Origin of the sequence: Rheinheimera sp. 1928-s (genome assembly GCF_029269265.1) — a bacterium.
GTDB lineage: Bacteria > Pseudomonadota > Gammaproteobacteria > Enterobacterales > Alteromonadaceae > Pararheinheimera.
On record NZ_JARIXP010000001.1, the window covers coordinates 145,851 to 164,420 of the forward strand.

Consider the following 18,570-nt stretch of genomic DNA (forward strand, 5'->3'; position numbering starts at 1 on the left):
TGCGCCAGATTGGTCTTCAGAACATCGCCTGAGGATCTCTTATCCAGTACAATACCGGCCTTCCTCAATATCTGTATTCCTCAGCAAGAGTGGTAGATATGTCTTTAAGTCCGGCGCAAAAAATAGGTGGCGCCTTTGCCGCCAGTGCTTATACCTTGTGGGGTATAGCTCCGCTTTATTTTAAACAAATTGATTTTGTGCCAGCGCAGGAAATTCTGATCCACAGAGTCGTCTGGTCTTTTGTATTGTTGGTGCTGATTGTGTTTGCAATGCAGCAATGGAACAAAGTGCAGCAAATTTTAGCCCAGCCTAAAATGGTATTGGCTTTGTTAGGTACGTCGCTGATTTTAGGTGGTAACTGGGGTCTGTTTATCTGGGCTGTGAATAATCATCATATGCTGGATGCCAGTTTAGGTTATTACATCAACCCCTTGCTGAATGTGCTGCTGGGTATGTTTTTTCTCGGTGAACGGTTACGTAAATTTCAGTGGCTTGCTTTATCGCTGGCGGCTACTGGGGTGCTGATCCAGTTGGTTACTTTTGGCTCCGTACCCTGGATAGCGCTCACCTTAGCTTGTACTTTTGCCCTCTATGGCCTGTTTCGCAAAAAGCTGGCAATTGATGCCATCACTGGGCTTTTTGTTGAATCCTTGTTGTTATTACCTTTAGCTTTGTATTACTGGTGGCAGTTTGCTGACAGCAGCGCAGCTGATTTCAGCCAAAACAGCTGGAGTTTAAATCTGTGGCTGATGGCTGCAGGTTTTGTCACTACGGTGCCTTTGCTGTTTTTTATTGCTGGTGCAAAACGCTTACAGTTATCGACCATGGGCTTTTTCCAGTATATAGGCCCTAGTTTTATGTTTGTATTTGGGGTCTGGTTGTACAACGAAACCTTAACCACAGCAAAGCTGGTGACCTTTGGTTTTATCTGGTTGGCGCTGATAGTTTATTCACTGGATGCTTATTTGGCGTTACGGAAGAAGCCAGCAGTTCAGGTGATGGAATAGGGCGGACCTTTAATTTCGACTGTGTTGCCTTCAGGGTCCTGAATATAAATCGACGGGCCCTGACCTTCAGCGCCATAACGTGACTCCACCGGGCCTGCTGTTACGCCTTTACTTTGAAAGTGCTGCTGCAAAGCTTTGGGTTCAAAAGGCTCAATACGTAAACACAAATGGTCCATATTGTGCCCTTCGAGGCCCGGTGCTTTGCCACCTTGTTGCCCCAAAGGCTGATCCACTGGCACCAGATCAATCAGGCTAGTGCCTGCCTTTAATTGATACAAACCTAAATCGGTTTCTTCGCGCTCTAAGCCACAACCCAGCACTTGCTGATAAAACTCCAGCATCAGTTGCAGGTTTTTCACCCGCAATACCACATGGTCAATCTGAATTATTCGGAACATTGTTGCTTCATTTCATCAGCCTTGTGGATGGAACATTAACAGAGCTGCTATACGAGCCGCCAGTTCAAGCTGGGTTTGGGCCGTTAAACCCGGTCTGAGCCAAACCCTGCCGTTTTCTAACACTTCAACCTGCGCTATGGCTCCTTGTTCATCGGTCAGCAAGTAGCCTGCAGGGGCCAGTGTTGGGTAAGCGGTTTCTGCCAGAATATGCAGTGAGCGAATTTTGATCGAACGGTCTGATAACTGACTATAGCCTACAAATTGATTGTCCCACTCAGGGTTCAGGTAGAAAGTTAAATCTGCTATTCCTTTAATGCCACAAGCCATGGCAGGTTTCTGCCCTCTGTTTGATTGTGCGGGCCAGCGAGCCATTGTTGTTAATTGACTACGATCCACACATTCCAGATATTGCCACTGCTGACCATCTGTAATGGTTAACTGGTAGGCTGATAGTTGAGGATCTGAGGGTAATCCTAACAGCGCTAAACCAAAACCAGAGACGGGATTTTTACTTGGGTTTGTTGTATGCCATGGACCAAAGCTTAATGAACTGTCCCACTGCCTGACTGCTGTGGAGGTCACCTGATAAGGATCTACTTGTTGAAATGCTTTAATGCTGACGAGTTGCTTCGCTTGGAGAGTGAAAATCGTCGCTAAAGCAAGCATGATGATTGCGCCGGATAGCCGCATTTTGGTTTCCTTCTGTGAGGTTTCGTCAAATAGCTGTTGTCCCTATGCTCAAAGTATTCATCCTGATTATTTAGCATCCTAAGTATAGGCGACACAAATCAGCTGTTTCTGTAACCCAAAGTAGAAAATTGTCATAAAAATGTCAGGCTTGAGCGTAGATCTCTTTAAAACCTAACCAGCGGCGAATTAAAGGAGGGCAGTTTTGGTTGTATTGCTGCCAGAGCAGCGCAGCGGTTTGTTGCGCCGCCGGAATGAGCTGCGCATCCCGGCTTAAATCCGCAATGCGGTAGCTGATCTGGCCTGTTTGTTTGGTGCCAAGCAGTTCACCCGGGCCTCTAATTTCCAAATCACGTTGCGCTATCACAAAACCATCATTGCTTTCCCTGAGCACAGCTAAACGAGCCTGAGCCGTTGGCGACAAGGGCGCGTGATACAAAAGCACACAATGAGATACTGCACTGCCACGACCAACCCGGCCACGCAACTGATGCAACTGAGCCAAACCCAAGCGTTCCGGGTTTTCAATAATCATTAAACTGGCGTTAGGCACATCAACTCCAACTTCAATCACAGTAGTGGCGACTAATAAATCCAGTTCACCGGCTTTAAAAGCCGCCATCACTTGTTGTTTTTCTGCAGCTTTTAAGCGGCCATGCACTAAACCTATCCGCAAATCCGGTAAAGCGGCAGTCAGTTCGACCGCTGTCATTTCTGCCGCCTGGCATTGCAGCTGCTCTGACTCTTCAATCAAAGTGCAAACCCAATAGGCTTGCCGGCCCTGATTCTGCACCACCTGACGCACCCGCTCAGTGACTTCACCACGGCGACTGTCTGGCAATACCACAGTGGTGACCGGAGTTCGACCTGGCGGTAATTCGTCAATCACAGAGGTATCTAAATCGGCATAGGCTGTCATGGCTAAAGTGCGGGGTATAGGTGTGGCTGTCATCACCAGTTGATGTGGATAAAAGCCAGTATCGGCGCCTTTTTCGCGTAGTTCCAACCGTTGGTGCACACCAAATCTGTGCTGCTCGTCGATAATCACTAAGGCTAGTTGTTGAAACTGCACCTGCTGCTGAAACAAGGCATGAGTGCCGATCACCATTTTGGCTTCGCCAGTTTGAATGGCTGCCAGTTGCAGCTGTTTTTGTTTGGCAGAGGCTTTACCTGCCAGCCAGGCAATCTGATACCCCAAAGGCTCCAGCCAGGCTCTAAAGGTATTGGCGTGCTGTTCTGCTAAAAGTTCTGTTGGCGCCATCAACGCCACCTGAGCTCCACGGCTTAACACAGTTAAAGCCGATAACGCCGCAACCAAGGTTTTACCAGAGCCTACATCGCCTTGTACTAAACGTAACATGGGTTCGGTCTGCGCTAAATCATGACGGATTTCATGGATCACCCGCTGCTGCGCGCCAGTTGGAGCAAAAGGTAAGGCCGCTAAAAACTCTTGGTTCTGAGTTTCTTCGACCACAAAGCTGCGACTTTGTTGCCCCCGGCATTGCTGACGTAATTGCAGCATCGACAGTTGCTGCGCGACCAATTCTTCAAAAATAAGCCGCTGCTGTGCCGGATGTTGGCCTTGTTCCAGCAGTTGCAAGGATGCATCTGGTGGTGGCCTGTGCAGATAAAACAGCGCATCAGACAAAGACCAGCTGTTTTGGTCGAGTACTGGTGCTAAGTATTCGGTCGGACTGCTGCGCTGCAGTAATTGCAAAGCGGCGTCAGTTAAATTACGCCAGCTGTTTTGTTTTAAACCTTCGGTGCTTGGGTAAACGGGGGTCAGGGTTTCAGCCACATCCTGATCAAAGCCGTCTTTTAATACTTTGTATTCCGGATGCATCATTTCAAAACCACGCATGCCCCTTTTTACTTCACCAAATACCCTTAAGGTGACACCAGGCGTGACGGCATTTTTTTGTGCTGCGTTAAAGTGGAAAAAGCGTAAAGTTAAGTGGCCTGAACCATCGCGGATGGACACCAGCCAGCTGCGTCTTTTACCGAAGGTAATTTCGCTGCTGATCACTTCGCCTTGCACTGTCGCAGTTTGTTGTGGCCATAAGTCGGCGATGGGATAAAGGCGGGTACGATCTTCGTAACGTAATGGCAGATGAAACAACAAATCCTGCACGCTTTGAATGCCCAGTTTATGCAGCAGTTCACTGACTTTGGCGCCAACACCTTTCAACTGGCTGATTGAGATGCTATCCAGTGCTGTTACTGTCAAAAGAAAGACCAAGCTAAGTGGCTGATAACAGACAGTTTAACCTGTGATTGACAGGAGGCATAGCCACAGAACTGTTTTAGCTATGTTTCAGGGCTACTTTTGCTGTTCGGGTTGTGAGCCAGCCAGGTAAGTTGGGCCATGTTTGAGTGGATCAAAAGCGTATAGTTTTTTTACCGTGCCGTCTTTTATCATGGATTCTATAGCTTTTTCGATGCGGCCTTTCAGCGCCAAATGCTGGCTCTTTTTCGATAAACCAATGTTGATAAAACGCTTTTCTACCACAGAGAAATCCACATGAGCTTTTTTAAACTGATAATGCAGTTCAGGTCGGTCTGCTATGACATCCAAAGAGCTTTGCGTGGGCACTATCAAACCGTCCACCCTATCGCGCAGCAGCATTTCAAAGCCTGTTTCTATACTGTCAATTTCAACATGGCGTTTAGAGCTTTTGATCAGTTGCATCAGGCTGGGGTGATAAGTGTAATTACGCACCGTGGCTAAAGTTAAAGACTCTAACTGATTGAACTGGCGGATCTGTCGGTGATCGCCAGCTTTTAAATACAGGGATTCCGGAATGCGTTCGTTATAGGGCATCAGATAAATAAATTCAGCACGCTCTTCAGTGAAATTCAGATTACTCATTAAATCCGCCTCGCCAGTTTGCATTTGGCGGAGGCAGCGGGCGGAGGGCGTTTTAGGACTGAATTGCAACCTGAACCCGGCGCGTTTAGCCAGTTCCTGCATTAAATCTACAGAAGGGCCGTACGGAGCTTTACCTGTTTCATAGGCATGAAAACGCGAAAAATGATCCAGACACCAGGTGAGCACTGGTGTCTCTGCAGCAGCCGTAATACGGGGTAGTATCAACAGCAAAACACAACACAGGATCTTATTCACTCAGTTCGCCTTACAGGACCGAAGCAGCGCTTGCTCTAGTTAGTGGAAGGGACTTCCATCACGCCATCAATCTCAACCTGAGCGCCACGAGGTAAAGCACTCACCTGAACCGCTGCTCGAGCCGGATAAGGGGCACTGAAGTGTTTGCTCATGATTTCATTGACGGTCGCGAAGTTGGATAAGTCAGTCAGGAAAATATTCACTTTGACCATATCATTTAAACTGCCGCCAGCGGCCTGACAAACTGCAGCCAGGTTCTCAAATACCTGCTGGGTTTGTTCAGCGAAATTTTCAGACACCATTTGCATAGTCTCTGGCACTAAAGGGATCTGACCAGATAAATACACAGTGGTGCCAATTTTGACGGCCTGACTGTAGGTACCAATAGCGGCAGGGGCTTTATCTGTACTGATGATCACTTTTGACATAAAAATTATTTCCTTCTGTAAACTTTAAGTACTTCAGGCAGAACACGAATTTTGCGCATGACGTTGGCTAAATTAATACGGTCACGCACAGACAAGGTGATTTTAATCACGTATTCGCCTGTGTCTCTGTCGTCGGTCGACAAGTCTTGAATATTGGAATCCTGTGAGGCTATCACTGTCGTTAGTTTGGCCAACACACCAGGTTGGTTAACAATAAAGACCCGGATATCACATAAAAACTGTTTATCGCCGGTTTTATCCCATTTCACCGGGAAGTATTTACCCGGCTCTTTTTCCCAGCCACGAATATTGCGGCATTCCACTCTGTGTACGTTCAGGCCTTTGCCTGGTGTGGCGTTGGCTGCAATTTCATCACCCGGAATAGGGCGGCAACATTTGGCGAAGGTGAGTAACATACCTTCAGAGCCAATAATAAAAGCTTTGGTTTTTTGATTGGCCGGATTTTCTGCTGGTAAAGCTTCTTCGCCAGAATCAAAACCACCCATTAAACGCCGTGCTACTGCTATAGGCAGCTGATTACCTAAGCCAATTTCAACCAGCAGTTCATCGAGCGATTTTTGCGTGGTGCTTTGCAGTACCTGCTCAATACGTTCTGGTGGAATATTTTCCAGTTTAACGTCACCCAAAGCTGAGGTCAGTAGACGGCGGCCCAAACCTACAGCTTCACTCAATTGCTGTTTCTTCAGGTAGTTACGAATACCTAAGATTGCACGGCTGGTGACTACATGGTTCAGCCAGTTGGCATTAGGTTTACCACCAGGGCTGGTAATGATTTCTACCGTCTGACCAGTTTCCAAAGGTTTGTTCAGTGGATAAGGTTTACGATCCACCCGGGCACCGACGCATCTGTTACCTATGTCGGTATGCACTGTGTAGGCAAAATCGACCGCATTGGCACCTATAGGTAATTCAACAATCTGGCCTTTAGGGCTAAACACATAAAGCTCATCCGGATAGAGCTCAGATTTGACGTTTTCAACAAATTCGTAGGTATTGCCCGAGCTTTGTTGCAGCTCAAGTAAGCTTTGCATCCAGCGCTGAGCACGGATTTGCGCCGTGGTATTTTTGTTTTCGCCAGCGCCTTTATAGGACCAGTGCGCCGCTATCCCTTTGTCGGCCATTTCATCCATTTCACGGGTACGCATCTGAATTTCCACCGGAATACCATGTGGACCAATCAGGGAGGTGTGCAAAGACTGGTAACCGTTTTGTTTTGGAATGGCGATATAGTCTTTAAAGCGGCTTTCAATAGGCTTAAACAAGTTATGCACTACGCCTAAAACGCGATAGCAGTTGTCGATGCTGTTAATCAGCACACGGAAACCGTAAATATCCATCACATCGTTAAACATCAGCTCTTTGCTTTTCATCTTACGATAAATGCTATACAGATGTTTTTCACGGCCTGCGACTTCAGCTTCAATACCAGCTGCTTTAATACGCTGTTCGATTTCTGATTGAATGCGTTCAATAATTTCTTTGCGATTGCCGCGGGCCTGCTTCACTGCCGTTTCCAAAGCGCGATAACGCATTGGGTATAAAGCGCGGAAGCCCCAGTTTTCAAGCTCGTTTTTAATATTGTGAATACCTAAACGGTTGGCAATTGGGGCGTAGAGTTCTAACGTTTCACGGGCAATACGACGGCGCTTTTCTGGTTTGAGTGCACCTATGGTGCGCATATTATGAGTGCGGTCGGCCAGTTTAATCAGAATGACGCGGATATCCTGCGTCATCGCCATAAACATTTTTTGCAGGTTGGTAACTTCGAACTCTTTGATGTCTTTAAATTTTACTTTGTCGAGTTTACTGACACCCTGCACCAGTTCGGCAACCGTTTCACCAAACAGACGGGTTAAATCTTCTTTGCTAACAGGCGTGTCTTCAATCACATCATGCAGTAACGCCGCCATTAAAGTTTCGTAATCCATCCGCATTTCGGCGAGAATACTGGCAACTGCAACAGGATGAGTAATATAAGGTTCGCCGCTGGAGCGAATTTGTGGCGCGTGCGCGTCGCGGGCGACAACATAAGCCTGTTGCACCAGAACGACCTGCTCAGCTGGCAGGTAAGCACTGATTTGATTTTTCAGGCCTTCAAACAGATACATCCGAAACTCCCCAATACGCACAACGCTTTGGCGTGTTCCTTTGAATATACGTGGATTTCGAGTTATTGCCAACGGCCGGATACCGTTGGCAGAGGGTGCAGCTCAGATTATTCGTCAGAACCGATAATTGCAGCAACAGCAGCCATTTCTGACGCTTCTTGCTGTAACTGTTCACGACGTTCTTGCTGGTCCAGAATACCGTTGGTGATAAAACCTTTTTCGATTTCACGTAAGGCAACCACAGTAGACTTATCGTTTTCCGGGTCAACCATTGGCTCTTTGCCTTCAACAGCTAACTGACGGGCACGACGTGAGGCCACCAGAATTAAATCAAAGCGGTTACCAATTTTATTTACTGCATCTTCAACTGTTACGCGAGCCATCTGCCACTCCGGTTAATCTGGGTCTGAATAAAGACCGCATAGTCTACTCTATTTCGTTTCGTTCGCCAACAGGCCAGAAATTAACTTCTGTTGCCGTATTGCCTGCTTCTGCTGCTTTAAGCGTTGAGTCTGAATAATGCCGGAGAACTGCTGCAACGCCAGCTCCAGATCATCATTCACCACCCAATAATCGTATTCATCGGCATGACTGATTTCATCGCGGGCTTTGGCCATGCGGCCTGCAATGACTTCTGCACTATCCTGGCCACGCTGATTCAGCCGTTGCTCTAAAGCTTCCACACTGGGCGGCAGAATAAAAATGCTGGTGACAAAAGGCAGTTGCTGTTTAATTTGGCGGGCACCTTGCCAGTCGATATCTAAAAACACATCTATCCCCTGCGCCAGTTTATCGGTCAGAGCGGCTTTGGATGTGCCGTAATAATTGCCAAAAACTTCAGCCCATTCAATAAACTGCTCTTGTTCAATCAGCTGCTTAAAGGCTGGAATATCAGTGAAATGATACTGCACGCCGTTACTTTCGCCCGGACGTGGAGAGCGGGTGGTATGAGACACACTCAGCTGCATATCGGCATGTTGCTTTAACAGCGCATTAATCAGCGTGGATTTTCCCGCCCCGCTTGGCGCTGAAATAATAAATAAGTTACCTAATAAGTCCTGCATGCCTGCCACCTTCTACAATCAAAAGGCGATTTTAGCCGCATCACTGCTGCGCTGCCAACAGCTGATAGTTTTTTTCACTGTGATCCTGCCTGACTATTATCATCAATAGGTCATAGTTGTGCTGGCATACTGCCTGGATTGAATTTTAATTGTTCATAGAGATTGAGTCTGTTCGAAGACAAAGGAGCAAAAAATGGCACTAATAGATATTCTTCCAGGCAAGCTTGGTTTTGGTACGGCGCCGCTCGGCAATATGTTCCGCGATATTCCTGAGCAGGAAGCACGAGCTACTGTAGATGCGGCCTGGAATGACGGTATCCGTTATTTTGATAATGCACCCTTTTATGGTGCAGGTCTGGCAGAAATCCGTATGGGCGATGCGCTGGCAGACAAGCCGCGGCAGGACTATGTGATTAGCACCAAAGTGGGCCGGCTGGTGCTGGATGAAGTTGAAGATATCAGTGCCCGTGATTTAGGTGAAAAAAGCGACGTGTTTAAATACGGCCGGCCAAATAAAATCGTCAACGACTATTCAGCAGATGCAACGATGCGCTCTATTGAAGACAGTCTGAAGCGGTTAAAAACCGATCATATAGAAATTGTCTGGGTGCATGATGTTGCACAGGATTTTTTTGGTGATGAATGGCTCAGCATGTTTGAAAGCGCCCGCAAAGGTGCCTTTAAAGTGCTGGATAAACTGCGCGATGAAGGAGTGATTAAAGCCTGGGGTTTAGGCGTCAACAAAGTCGAACCTATAGAGCTGCTGCTGGATTTGGAAGAGCCTCGCCCTGATGGTTTTTTACTGGCTGGGCGTTACACCTTACTGGACCATGAAAGGGCCTTGCAGCGGGTGATGCCAAAAGTCACAGAACGGGGTTTGGGTATAGTAGTCGGTGGGCCTTACAGCTCAGGTGCTTTAGTTGGCGGCCCGAACTTTGAATATGCACCGGCCTCGAAGGCCATCTTAACCAAAGTGGCAAATATTAAAGCGTTGGCGGACAGATACGGCATCAGTATGAAAGCTGCTGGTTTACAGTTTGTTTTGGCTAACCCTGCAGTGGCTGCTGTGATCCCAGGAGCAAGTAAACCAGGTCGTATTATCGAAGACAGCACGGCGTTAAAAGAGGTAGTGCCTGCAGATTTTTGGCGTGAGCTGCGCCAGCTTGGCCTGGTGCATCCCGATGCGCCTCTGCCCATTAAGGACTAATTCGGGCTTGATGAGCGTCGCTCCTTAAAGCTAAAAATCCACAGACAAACTGTGGATTTTTACTTTATGCACCAGAGCAAAGATCTATCAGCGGCTTTTGGCTTTCACCGACAAAGTTAAGGTGAATTTCGCCATCAGTTCGTCGCCATGTAACGAAGGGCAGGTGACATCAATAGTAACAGGCTGATTAATCCGCTCTCCCGTATCCAGCGATTGTTGGATCATCTGGTCTATTAAAGCGCCGTCGTTGCTGATGAAATGCACTGCTGCTTCAGGGCGTTTTAAAAATTCCCCCTTCACATCTTTAAAAGCAAAATGGATATTCAGCTTTTTCTGTCGTGCTTTGTAAAAGACTAAAAAAGCACCGGCTAAATCGGCACCTATAGCCAGAGCTCCAAAATAAATACTGCCCAGATGGTTTTTGGTATGACGATGATGCGGCATCCGGATCACTGTGCGTGCGTCTGTTAATTCCAGAATTTTTGGCTTACAAAAACCAATCAGCGGAATATAACGAAATCCAAACCACCAGAGTTGTAAGTTGGCTTTAGTTAAGGCGTTCATAAAAGGATGCTCCAGAATTCAACTGGTCGGAGCTTATCATTCTGGTTGCGATAGTGCGAATTTTTGCTGCCATTGTCGCTCAAAATTCGCTTTGGCTTGCTGGCGCTGCTCCACACACCAGACCATTTGCCTGCTGTCACGTACGCCAAAACATTGTTTAGGTTCGGTGTAATACTGCAGCCATGCCTGTAGTTTTTTGCCCTGATAAGGTGCTTTGACTGATACTGAGCTGACATATAGCTGTGGGCCTTTGGCTAGATCATCCAGTGTGGCTGTTGTGGTTGGAGCCTTGATGGTTTTCTTTGGTTTGATCTGTGGTGTTACTGGTTTCTGGCAAAACTGATCCAGCTGTTTTTCCAGCAGGCGTTGCTCCAGGCTTAATTGTTCTGCTTCTTTGAGGCTGTACCCTGAACTGATTTTTTGCTCCAACTGCCGCAGTTTTTTTGCTGCTTTCACGCAATCGGCTTCCGGCCATTGGGGTTGAGCCAGAAGTGTAAAACTGCACAAAAACAACAGACACAAAAGCGGTTTCATCCTGAACTCGCCTGTTAATAAATGGTTAAATAACTATAGGCGGTTTTGTCTGCTTTGCTGCTTATTTTTCGGTGGAAAATTTCTGTTTATATAAAGCGCTGACCCATTCAACAAATACCTTTACCCGTGGCGATAATTGGTTATGTTGCGGATACAGCACATGCACAGGCAAAGCCGGGCTTTGCAGATGACTTAGAATTTGCACTAAATCGCCAGACTCCAGATAGCGTTTGATCCGAAAGTTGGGTACCTGAATAATGCCACAGCCCGCTAAAGCTGCGGCAGTGTATGATTCGGCGTCATTGACAGATAACCAGCCTTTAGCCGGAAAATCCTGCTCTACACCTTCTATTACAAAGCTAAAGGGGTAGCTAACATTGTGATCACTGGAGAAAAAGCCTACCCCCTGATGCTGGCTCAGCTGTTCCGGCTGCATAGGCACACCATGCTGTTGCAGATAAGCAGGGCTGGCACAGACTACCTGTGGCAAAGCAGCCAGCTTTTTGCCCACTAAAGTGGAGTCTTTGGGCACACCTATCCGCACCACCAGATCAATACCTTCGCGAACTAAATCTACCAGTCTGTCACCTGTGCTGATGGCGATATCCAGCTTCGGATACAGTGCTCTGAATTGTGGCAAAGCCGGAATAATAATTTGCGCTGCATGCACTCCATGCAAACCCAAACGTAATAAGCCAGCCGGGTTGGCGGCAACAGTATTCAGGCTGGCTTCGGCGTCGTCTAATTCGGACAAAATGCGAATACAGCGCTGATAAAACGCCTGACCGTCCAAAGTGGGTTTAACCTGACGGGTGGTGCGTTCCAACAGGCGACTGTTCAGGCGCTGCTCTAACTGCTGCATGGCGTAAGTTGCAGTAGCTCGTGGGATTTGTAATACGCCGGCGGCCTGAGTAAAACTGCCCAATTCGACGATTTTACAATACAGCTTTAAGCTATCGAACTTGTCCATTCACCGGCCTTTTGGGGTTATTGTTCGCTCTGGTTGAATTATGTTATCAATTTTCGTGTATTTATCCAGCTATCTTGTAAATCTAAAGTAACTCCCATTCAGACACCGCAGGGGTGGCTCAATCGGGAGAACAGCTATGAAGACCTCAATCAAAACCGCAGTAGTAACAGGCGCCTCCAGAGGCATAGGTAAAGCCATTGCTTTGCGTTTAGCAGAGGATGGTTTTGCTGTAGTTGTGAATTATGCCGCAGGGCAGGACAAGGCCGAGCAGGTAGTGGCACAAATTCAGCAAGCCGGGGGCCACGCCATTGCTGTGCAAGCTGATGTAGCAGATGCCGCAGCGGTAGAGCAGTTATTTGCTACTGCAAAATCACATTTTGGCCGGGTGGATGTCGTGGTGAACAGCGCTGGAATTATGACCAATGTGCCTATCGCAGATTGCAGCACAGACCAATTTGAGCTGCTGGTTCGTACCAACTTAACAGGTGCCTTTTGTGTGCTGGGAAGTGCAGCACGCCATATCAACCAAGGCGGTCGCATTATTGCGTTGTCTACCAGCGTAATAGCAAAAGCCTTGCCAAGTTACGGTCCTTATAGCGCCACCAAAGCTGCAGTCGAAGCTTTGGTTCATGTGCTGGCTAACGAGTTACGTGGCTTGAACATTACGGTGAATGCTGTAGCACCAGGCCCTGTGGCTACAGAACTGTTTTTAAATGGCAAGTCGGACGAATTAATCCAACAGATGGCGAAACTGGCTCCGCTGGAACGCTTGGGCACGCCTGAAGATATTTCAGCTGTGGTGTCTGTGTTAGCTGGCCCAGATGGGGGTTGGATTAACTCGCAGGTGATCCGCGTGAATGGCGGCATGGTGTAAAGCAACAGCTTCAGGAGCAAAACGAATGACTCTATTTAAAACCAACTCAGCGGCCGTTGTTGACGATAAGGTTGACGATAAGGCTGACGTTCAGGAAGGTTTGATTTTTCCTTTTCTGGGGGGCTTTTACACCAAACTTGAACCCGCTTTTTATGCGTTACTGCGCTTTGTTTTCGGCATTGTGATCTTCACTCACGGTCTGCCCAAGGCATTGGGGATCTCCCATGGCTCCATAGCCGACCCTATGGCTGGCTCTACCCATTTGATCCAAAATGTAATGGGATTACCTTTCGCTCCACAGTTAGCCTTTCTGGTTATGCTGCTCGAAACCCTTGGCGCATTGATGCTCGCTATCGGCCTCTGGTCACGTCTTGTTGCGTTGGCCATCACTATTCAAATGATCGGAATTTGTTATGCGCTAGGCCCTACCTGGCCCTGGATTGACCGGGGTATTGAATATCCGGCGCTGATGGCCTTTCTGGCTTTGTATATCGCAGTGCGTGGCAGTGGCAGTTTTTCTGTAGATCGTAAACTCAGGGTTTCAATTTAATCCCTGCACTATTCAGTTATTAACACGTAGGAGGTGAAGTATGACGAGTTTAAATCAGAAATTAACGGCTTTAGTGCGGGAAGCGACTATAGCAACAGCAGCAGCCACTTTATGTGCGCTGGTTTTGCAAGTGCCAGTCTGGGCTATGTTTATCGGCTGGATTGCGTTTTTTACCCGAGGTATGACAACCAAAGATGGTGTGATTAACTTGCTAACGGTCTGGATAGGAATAGCCATTGGTATAGCGGCAGGTCAACTGACCAGCGTTTTAACTCCGCTGACAGGAGAGGCGACTTTAAGCCTGGTGGTTTTTGTGGTGGCGCTTGTGGTGTTGTCTTTGCGTTATATGCCAGTCGTGAACAATTTATTGGGGTTGTTTTTAGGCTTGGTTAGCTTTTTTGCATCGCACCAGCCGCCAAACTTCGAGACATTTTTCACTTTAGCTTTGGCGGCAACTGTTGGAATAGTGGCCGCGACCAGCTTGAGACTGATGCAACTAAAAACAGCAGTGGCACATTAAATGACAAGAAAATAGCTCAGCTGGAGTACAAATACAGATCGGAGAATGGCTCCTCTGGTCTGTTTTTTTTTGCCGCTGAACGCATTCCCTGATCCTTAGCAGAACCTAAATCGTTTAGCTTGTCGGATATAGTACAAAATACTGAATAAATTAAAGAAATAGCCTGCTACTTCCAAATAGCACTGGCTATGCTAAGTGGGCTGCACAGGCTGTTTATTGTCACTGAATCAAACGGAGTTTTTGCATGAAATTGGTAAAGCTAGTGATGCTGTCCGGCCTATGGCTGAGCTGTACTGCTGCGGCGCAACAAAGCCCGGCTGTACCTGTCAAAACAGCTGTGGTGCAACAGCAGGCTGTGCCGGTCTGGATCCGAGCCATAGGTCAGGTGAAAGCCCAACAAAGTGTTGAAATACGTCCGCAGGTCGATGGTGTATTGCAGCGCATTCTGGTGGAAGAGGGCCAGTTGGTGAAAGCTGGAGATCTACTGGCTGTGATTGACGATCGCAGCATTAAAGCAGCGCTTGAACAAGCTAAAGCTCAGCTTTCTGTGGTTCAGGCGCAGCTGGATGTAGCACGACTGGATTTAAAACGTTATCAGAATTTGCGCAAAGATCAGGCGGTATCGGCACAAATGGCCGATCAGCAACAAGCAACAGTCCAGCAGTTAGAAGCTGAACTGCGTAGTGTGCAAGCCACTATTCATGCCCAGCAAGTGGAGTTGTCTTTTACTCAAATTGTGTCGCCTATTGCAGGTCAGGTTGGTATTCGTAATGTGGATGCCGGTAACTATGTGCGAACCAGTGATGCGACCAGTTTGTTTTCTGTGGTCCAGCTAGACCCTATCAGTATTGAAATTGCGTTACCTCAGTCGCGTTTAGCCGAGTTACAGCTCTTGATGCAACAAATCAGGCAAAAACAAACTGTGCCAGTGCTGGCTTATTTAAAAGAAGGGGCGGATCCCTTAGCTCAGGGCCAGTTGACAGTAGTGGACAATAGGGTGGCTTCTGCCAGTGGTACTATCAGAGTGAAAGCTGATTTTGCGAATCCGGATTCGGCCTTATGGCCAAGCCAGTCTGTGGTGATCGCACTGCAAAGTAAGGTATTAGAGAACGCCTTAACTATCCCGGCTAAAGCCTTACAGCAAGGACCTGAAGGCACTTTTGTCTGGATTGATGATCAAGGCAAAGCTGCTACTGCAGCCGTTGATGTGGTATTGCAGGATAAAGGCCTGGTAGTGGTGACTGGAGTTGCTGCAGGTCAGCAGGTGGTAGTGGATGGACAGAGCCGATTACGCAGAGGCTCGGAGCTGAAAGTTCTGATTGATGCAGCTCAAACAGCAGCTACGGAGCACTAAGCATGAAAAGCCGCAGTCTGTATGCCTGGTGTATGGATCACCCTATAGGCACAGTGTTACTGACATTCGCTTTAGTGTTGTTAGGTATATTGGCCTTTCCACGTTTATCTATAGCACCTTTACCTGAAGCTGATTTTCCCACCATTCAGGTGGATGCCCGCTTGCCTGGCGCCAGCGCTGAAACCATGGCATCCTCAGTCGCAACGCCTTTGGAAGTAGCGTTAAGTTCGGTGCCTGGTATTACTGAAATGACATCCAGTAGCGCTTTAGGCTCAGTCAATATCACTTTGCAGTTTGTACTGGAAAAAGATATCGACAGCGCAGCTCAGGAAGTGCAAGCCGCACTGAATCAGGCGGCCGGGCGTTTGCCTGATATGCCTAATTTACCGACCTGGCGTAAGGTGAACCCTGCTGACAGTCCTATTCTGATTATTGGTGTAACCTCTGAAACTTTGTCCCGCACTGAAATCAGTGATTTAGCCGAAACCGTGTTAGCGCGCCAGATGACGCAGATTAATGGCGTAGGTGAAGTTTTTATTGGCGGTCAGCAAAAACCTGCTATTCGTATTCAGGCCAGACCTGAAGTTTTAGCTGCTGCGGGTTTAACCCTGGCAGATATTCGCACCGCAGTGCAAAGAGCCAGCGTTAATTTGCCCAAAGGTGCTTTGTTTGGTGACAACAGAGTGTCTACTCTGGCGGTCAATGATCAAATTTTTTCTGCCGACGAATACGCCGATCTGATTATCAGTTATACCGATGGTTCTCCTGTGTATTTGCGTGATGTAGCCACAGTGAAACTGGGTGCTGAAAACGATTTTGTGCAGATTTGGCCCAATGGCGAATCAGGTGTGGCGCTCATTATCCGTCGTCAGCCTGGCGCTAATATAGTGGCAACAGCGGATCGCATCAGAGCCGCTTTACCCCAGCTGACCAGCGCTTTGCCTGCCGATGTAAAAGTTGAAGTCTTTAACGACAGAACCCGTACTATTCGCTCCTCTTTGCATGAAGTAGAACTGACACTGGCTATAGCCGTGGTGCTGGTTATAGCTGTGATGGCGGCGTTTTTACGGCAATGGTCGGCCACCCTGATCGTCTCTGCTGTGCTTGGGGTGTCCTTGATTGGCACCTGTGCTTTTATGTATCTGGTTGGCTTTAGTCTGAATAACCTGACGCTGGTGGCTATTGTCATAGCCGTAGGTTTTATTGTTGATGATGCCATAGTAGTGATTGAAAACATTCACCGGCACTTAGAAGCGGGCGAAACCAAAAGAGTAGCGGCGCTCAAAGGGGCAGAAGAAATTGGTTTTACTGTGGTGTCGATCAGCGTGTCTTTGGTGGCGGCTTTTATTCCGCTGCTGTTTATGGGCGGCATTATCGGCAAGTTGTTTCTGGAGTTTTCTTTAACAGCGGCGGCGGCCATTCTGATTTCGGTGGTGGTGTGTTTAACCTTGGCTCCGACTTTAGCTTCGCTTTTTATGGACAAAGCGCCAGCGCATGACCCGGACAATCCTGGTTTTTTTGACCGCTTAGTAAAACGTTATGACACAGTGCTGACCTGGGCTTTGGACCATCAGAAAATTATGCTTGGGGTGTTTTTTCTGACAGTGGCAGGCAGTGTCGCCAGTTTTATGGCCATTCCTAAAGGCTTTTTTCCGCTACAGGACACAGGTTTTGTTATAGGTATCACTCAGGCTGCTTCAGATATTCCTTACGAAGATATGGTGGCTAAACATAAGCAAATGGAAGCTATCCTGAAAAAAGATCCGGATATTACAGGTTTTAACCACCTGGCAGGTGGCAATAACTCGACTGGCTCTGGTCGGGTTTGGATCGTATTAAGCGATCCTGATGATCGGGATGCCAGCGCCAGTGAAATTATTGACCGCTTACGACCACAGTTTGCGCAAATTCCTGGTTTTCAGGTGTTTTTACGGGCCGCTCAGGATATTAACCTGGGGGCAGGGCCTGGTCGTGCTCAGTACAGTTATGTACTCAAAGCCTTAAGCAGTGAAGAGTTGGCTACCTGGACTCAGGCGTTAACGGCTAAATTACGGCAAAACCCGATATTTACTGACTTATCCAACGACTTACAGTGGGACGCCAATATTATCAAGCTGGAACTGGACCGGCAGGAAGCGGCGCGTTTAGGTTTTGCCGCTGCTGATTTGGATCAGGCTTTGTACGACGCCTTTGGTCAGCGTCAGATCAACGAATATCAGACCGAAACCAATCAGTACAATGTGATACTGGAGCTGGACCCGGCACAACGTGGCACAGCAGAAAGCCTTAATTATTTCCACTTACGTTCTCCTACTACAGGGCAAATGGTGCCTTTATTGGCTTTTGCTAAAGTATTGCCAGCCACCAGTGGTCCAGTGGTGATTGCACACAATGGCATGCAACCAGCAGCTACTTTATCCTTTAACCTGGCTGCAGGTATTTCATTGGGTGAGGCTGTTGAAGTTCTGGAACAAGCCCGTGCCGAATTACAAATGCCTGGCTCGGTGTCTGGTTCTTTCCAGGGCGCAGCTCAGGCTTTTCAGGATTCTTTGGCCACTCAGCCCTTGCTGATTTTCACGGCTTTGTTAGCTGTGTATATCATTTTGGGCGTGTTGTACGAGAGTTTTGTTCACCCTCTGACTATTTTGTCCACTCTGCCATCTGCTGCTATAGGAGCCATTTTGTTGCTCTGGATCTGGCAGCTGGATTTCTCCATCATGGCGCTGATCGGCATTATCTTGTTGATAGGTATAGTGAAGAAAAACGGCATTCTGATGGTCGACTTTGCGTTGCAAGCCCAGCGTGAGCAAGGTTTGTCGGCGAAAGAGGCGATTCATCAGGCCTGCTTAGTAAGGTTCCGCCCTATTATGATGACCACCTTAGCCGCTATTTTAGGAGCAGTGCCTTTAATGATGGGCTTTGGTACTGGTGCCGAACTGCGCGTGCCTTTAGGTGTGGCTGTAGTGGGCGGTTTGGCTTTTAGCCAGGTACTGACTTTATTAACCACACCAGTGGTATTCCTCGCCTTGGATAAAGCCTTTTTGCAGAAAAAGCAAATAGCCAAATAAATACTTCGGTCAGAGTGAAATGAAGCAATCAGCCTTCACTTTACTCTGACCGAAATTCTTTTCCGCACAAAATTGATAGCGCTATCATTTCT

At 47.7% G+C, this 18,570-nt stretch carries 18 protein-coding genes; 7 read left to right on the plus strand and 11 right to left on the minus strand.

Going from position 1 to position 18,570, the window contains the following annotated elements; genetic code table 11:
* The first annotated feature begins 98 nt into the window (after nucleotides 1–98).
* A complete protein-coding gene (rarD, locus tag P3C17_RS00600; protein ID WP_300927639.1) occupies nucleotides 99–1,007 on the plus strand; it encodes an EamA family transporter RarD in 909 nt (302 codons plus the stop codon).
* Here the strand turns inward: rarD and P3C17_RS00605 are convergent.
* From P3C17_RS00605 to gmk, 8 genes are all read right to left on the minus strand, one after another.
* On the minus strand, nucleotides 992–1,405 hold the full coding sequence (locus tag P3C17_RS00605; protein WP_300927640.1) for a VOC family protein: 414 nt from the start codon (nucleotides 1,403–1,405) through the stop codon (nucleotides 992–994). The genes rarD and P3C17_RS00605 overlap by 16 nt on opposite strands.
* 15 nt (nucleotides 1,406–1,420) lie before the next feature.
* Nucleotides 1,421–2,095: a hypothetical protein gene (locus P3C17_RS00610; RefSeq protein ID WP_300927641.1), complete on the minus strand. Its 675-nt coding sequence runs from the start codon at nucleotides 2,093–2,095 to the stop codon at nucleotides 1,421–1,423.
* A gap of 142 nt (nucleotides 2,096–2,237) precedes the next feature.
* Complete coding sequence (recG, locus tag P3C17_RS00615; protein WP_300927642.1) at nucleotides 2,238–4,319, minus strand: ATP-dependent DNA helicase RecG; 2,082 nt, start codon at nucleotides 4,317–4,319, stop codon at nucleotides 2,238–2,240.
* Nucleotides 4,320–4,412: 93 nt separating this feature from the next.
* Entirely contained in the window at nucleotides 4,413–5,216 is an 804-nt protein-coding gene (locus P3C17_RS00620) for a transporter substrate-binding domain-containing protein (protein ID WP_300927643.1), read from the minus strand.
* Nucleotides 5,217–5,251: 35 nt separating this feature from the next.
* The gene (locus tag P3C17_RS00625; protein ID WP_008900731.1) at nucleotides 5,252–5,644 is read right to left on the minus strand and encodes a RidA family protein; all 393 of its coding nucleotides are present in this window, start codon (nucleotides 5,642–5,644) and stop codon (nucleotides 5,252–5,254) included.
* Nucleotides 5,645–5,649: 5 nt separating this feature from the next.
* The gene (gene spoT, locus P3C17_RS00630; RefSeq protein ID WP_300927644.1) at nucleotides 5,650–7,773 is read right to left on the minus strand and encodes a bifunctional GTP diphosphokinase/guanosine-3',5'-bis pyrophosphate 3'-pyrophosphohydrolase; all 2,124 of its coding nucleotides are present in this window, start codon (nucleotides 7,771–7,773) and stop codon (nucleotides 5,650–5,652) included.
* Between the two features lie 107 nt (nucleotides 7,774–7,880).
* Entirely contained in the window at nucleotides 7,881–8,156 is a 276-nt protein-coding gene (rpoZ, locus tag P3C17_RS00635) for a DNA-directed RNA polymerase subunit omega (protein ID WP_008900729.1), read from the minus strand.
* 48 nt (nucleotides 8,157–8,204) lie between these two features.
* A complete protein-coding gene (gmk, locus tag P3C17_RS00640; protein ID WP_300927645.1) occupies nucleotides 8,205–8,837 on the minus strand; it encodes a guanylate kinase in 633 nt (210 codons plus the stop codon).
* A 193-nt stretch (nucleotides 8,838–9,030) separates the two neighbouring features.
* Between gmk and P3C17_RS00645 the strand changes: the two genes are divergently transcribed.
* Nucleotides 9,031–10,044: an aldo/keto reductase gene (locus tag P3C17_RS00645; protein ID WP_300927646.1), complete on the plus strand. Its 1,014-nt coding sequence runs from the start codon at nucleotides 9,031–9,033 to the stop codon at nucleotides 10,042–10,044.
* Between the two features lie 87 nt (nucleotides 10,045–10,131).
* Here the strand turns inward: P3C17_RS00645 and P3C17_RS00650 are convergent, their stop codons facing one another.
* The 3 genes from P3C17_RS00650 to P3C17_RS00660 all read right to left on the minus strand — a co-directional run bounded on the left by P3C17_RS00650 (nucleotide 10,132) and on the right by P3C17_RS00660 (nucleotide 12,112).
* Complete coding sequence (locus tag P3C17_RS00650; RefSeq protein ID WP_300927647.1) at nucleotides 10,132–10,608, minus strand: DUF4442 domain-containing protein; 477 nt, start codon at nucleotides 10,606–10,608, stop codon at nucleotides 10,132–10,134.
* 36 nt (nucleotides 10,609–10,644) lie between these two features.
* The gene (locus P3C17_RS00655) at nucleotides 10,645–11,064 is read right to left on the minus strand and encodes a hypothetical protein (protein WP_300927648.1); all 420 of its coding nucleotides are present in this window, start codon (nucleotides 11,062–11,064) and stop codon (nucleotides 10,645–10,647) included.
* 139 nt (nucleotides 11,065–11,203) lie between these two features.
* Nucleotides 11,204–12,112, minus strand: a complete 909-nt coding sequence (locus P3C17_RS00660) for a LysR family transcriptional regulator (protein WP_300927649.1) — start codon at nucleotides 12,110–12,112, stop codon at nucleotides 11,204–11,206.
* Nucleotides 12,113–12,248: 136 nt separating this feature from the next.
* Between P3C17_RS00660 and P3C17_RS00665 the strand changes: the two genes are divergently transcribed.
* The 5 genes from P3C17_RS00665 to P3C17_RS00685 all read left to right on the plus strand — a co-directional run bounded on the left by P3C17_RS00665 (nucleotide 12,249) and on the right by P3C17_RS00685 (nucleotide 18,478).
* Nucleotides 12,249–12,986 (plus strand): SDR family oxidoreductase, encoded by a 738-nt coding sequence (locus P3C17_RS00665; RefSeq protein ID WP_300927650.1) that lies wholly within the window; start codon nucleotides 12,249–12,251, stop codon nucleotides 12,984–12,986.
* 25 nt (nucleotides 12,987–13,011) lie between these two features.
* Complete coding sequence (locus P3C17_RS00670; protein ID WP_300927651.1) at nucleotides 13,012–13,536, plus strand: DoxX family protein; 525 nt, start codon at nucleotides 13,012–13,014, stop codon at nucleotides 13,534–13,536.
* Between the two features lie 40 nt (nucleotides 13,537–13,576).
* Nucleotides 13,577–14,056 (plus strand): DUF1097 domain-containing protein, encoded by a 480-nt coding sequence (locus P3C17_RS00675; RefSeq protein ID WP_300927652.1) that lies wholly within the window; start codon nucleotides 13,577–13,579, stop codon nucleotides 14,054–14,056.
* Nucleotides 14,057–14,300: 244 nt separating this feature from the next.
* Nucleotides 14,301–15,410, plus strand: a complete 1,110-nt coding sequence (locus tag P3C17_RS00680; RefSeq protein ID WP_300927653.1) for an efflux RND transporter periplasmic adaptor subunit — start codon at nucleotides 14,301–14,303, stop codon at nucleotides 15,408–15,410.
* Between the two features lie 2 nt (nucleotides 15,411–15,412).
* Nucleotides 15,413–18,478: a multidrug efflux RND transporter permease subunit gene (locus P3C17_RS00685; RefSeq protein WP_300927654.1), complete on the plus strand. Its 3,066-nt coding sequence runs from the start codon at nucleotides 15,413–15,415 to the stop codon at nucleotides 18,476–18,478.
* Nucleotides 18,479–18,570 lie beyond the last annotated feature (92 nt).

What these genes read in the sequence shown, in the direction of transcription:
- rarD (WP_300927639.1), top strand. Translation starts at nt 99, where the DNA reads ATGTCTTTAAGTCCGGCGCAAAAAATAGGTGGCGCCTTTGCCGCCAGT.
- P3C17_RS00605 (WP_300927640.1), bottom strand. Translation starts at nt 1,405, where the DNA reads ATGTTCCGAATAATTCAGATTGACCATGTGGTATTGCGGGTGAAAAAC.
- P3C17_RS00610 (WP_300927641.1), bottom strand. Translation starts at nt 2,095, where the DNA reads ATGCGGCTATCCGGCGCAATCATCATGCTTGCTTTAGCGACGATTTTC.
- P3C17_RS00625 (WP_008900731.1), bottom strand. Translation starts at nt 5,644, where the DNA reads ATGTCAAAAGTGATCATCAGTACAGATAAAGCCCCTGCCGCTATTGGT.
- spoT (WP_300927644.1), bottom strand. Translation starts at nt 7,773, where the DNA reads ATGTATCTGTTTGAAGGCCTGAAAAATCAAATCAGTGCTTACCTGCCA.
- rpoZ (WP_008900729.1), bottom strand. Translation starts at nt 8,156, where the DNA reads ATGGCTCGCGTAACAGTTGAAGATGCAGTAAATAAAATTGGTAACCGC.
- gmk (WP_300927645.1), bottom strand. Translation starts at nt 8,837, where the DNA reads ATGCAGGACTTATTAGGTAACTTATTTATTATTTCAGCGCCAAGCGGG.
- P3C17_RS00645 (WP_300927646.1), top strand. Translation starts at nt 9,031, where the DNA reads ATGGCACTAATAGATATTCTTCCAGGCAAGCTTGGTTTTGGTACGGCG.
- P3C17_RS00650 (WP_300927647.1), bottom strand. Translation starts at nt 10,608, where the DNA reads ATGAACGCCTTAACTAAAGCCAACTTACAACTCTGGTGGTTTGGATTT.
- P3C17_RS00660 (WP_300927649.1), bottom strand. Translation starts at nt 12,112, where the DNA reads ATGGACAAGTTCGATAGCTTAAAGCTGTATTGTAAAATCGTCGAATTG.
- P3C17_RS00665 (WP_300927650.1), top strand. Translation starts at nt 12,249, where the DNA reads ATGAAGACCTCAATCAAAACCGCAGTAGTAACAGGCGCCTCCAGAGGC.
- P3C17_RS00670 (WP_300927651.1), top strand. Translation starts at nt 13,012, where the DNA reads ATGACTCTATTTAAAACCAACTCAGCGGCCGTTGTTGACGATAAGGTT.
- P3C17_RS00675 (WP_300927652.1), top strand. Translation starts at nt 13,577, where the DNA reads ATGACGAGTTTAAATCAGAAATTAACGGCTTTAGTGCGGGAAGCGACT.
- P3C17_RS00680 (WP_300927653.1), top strand. Translation starts at nt 14,301, where the DNA reads ATGAAATTGGTAAAGCTAGTGATGCTGTCCGGCCTATGGCTGAGCTGT.
- P3C17_RS00685 (WP_300927654.1), top strand. Translation starts at nt 15,413, where the DNA reads ATGAAAAGCCGCAGTCTGTATGCCTGGTGTATGGATCACCCTATAGGC.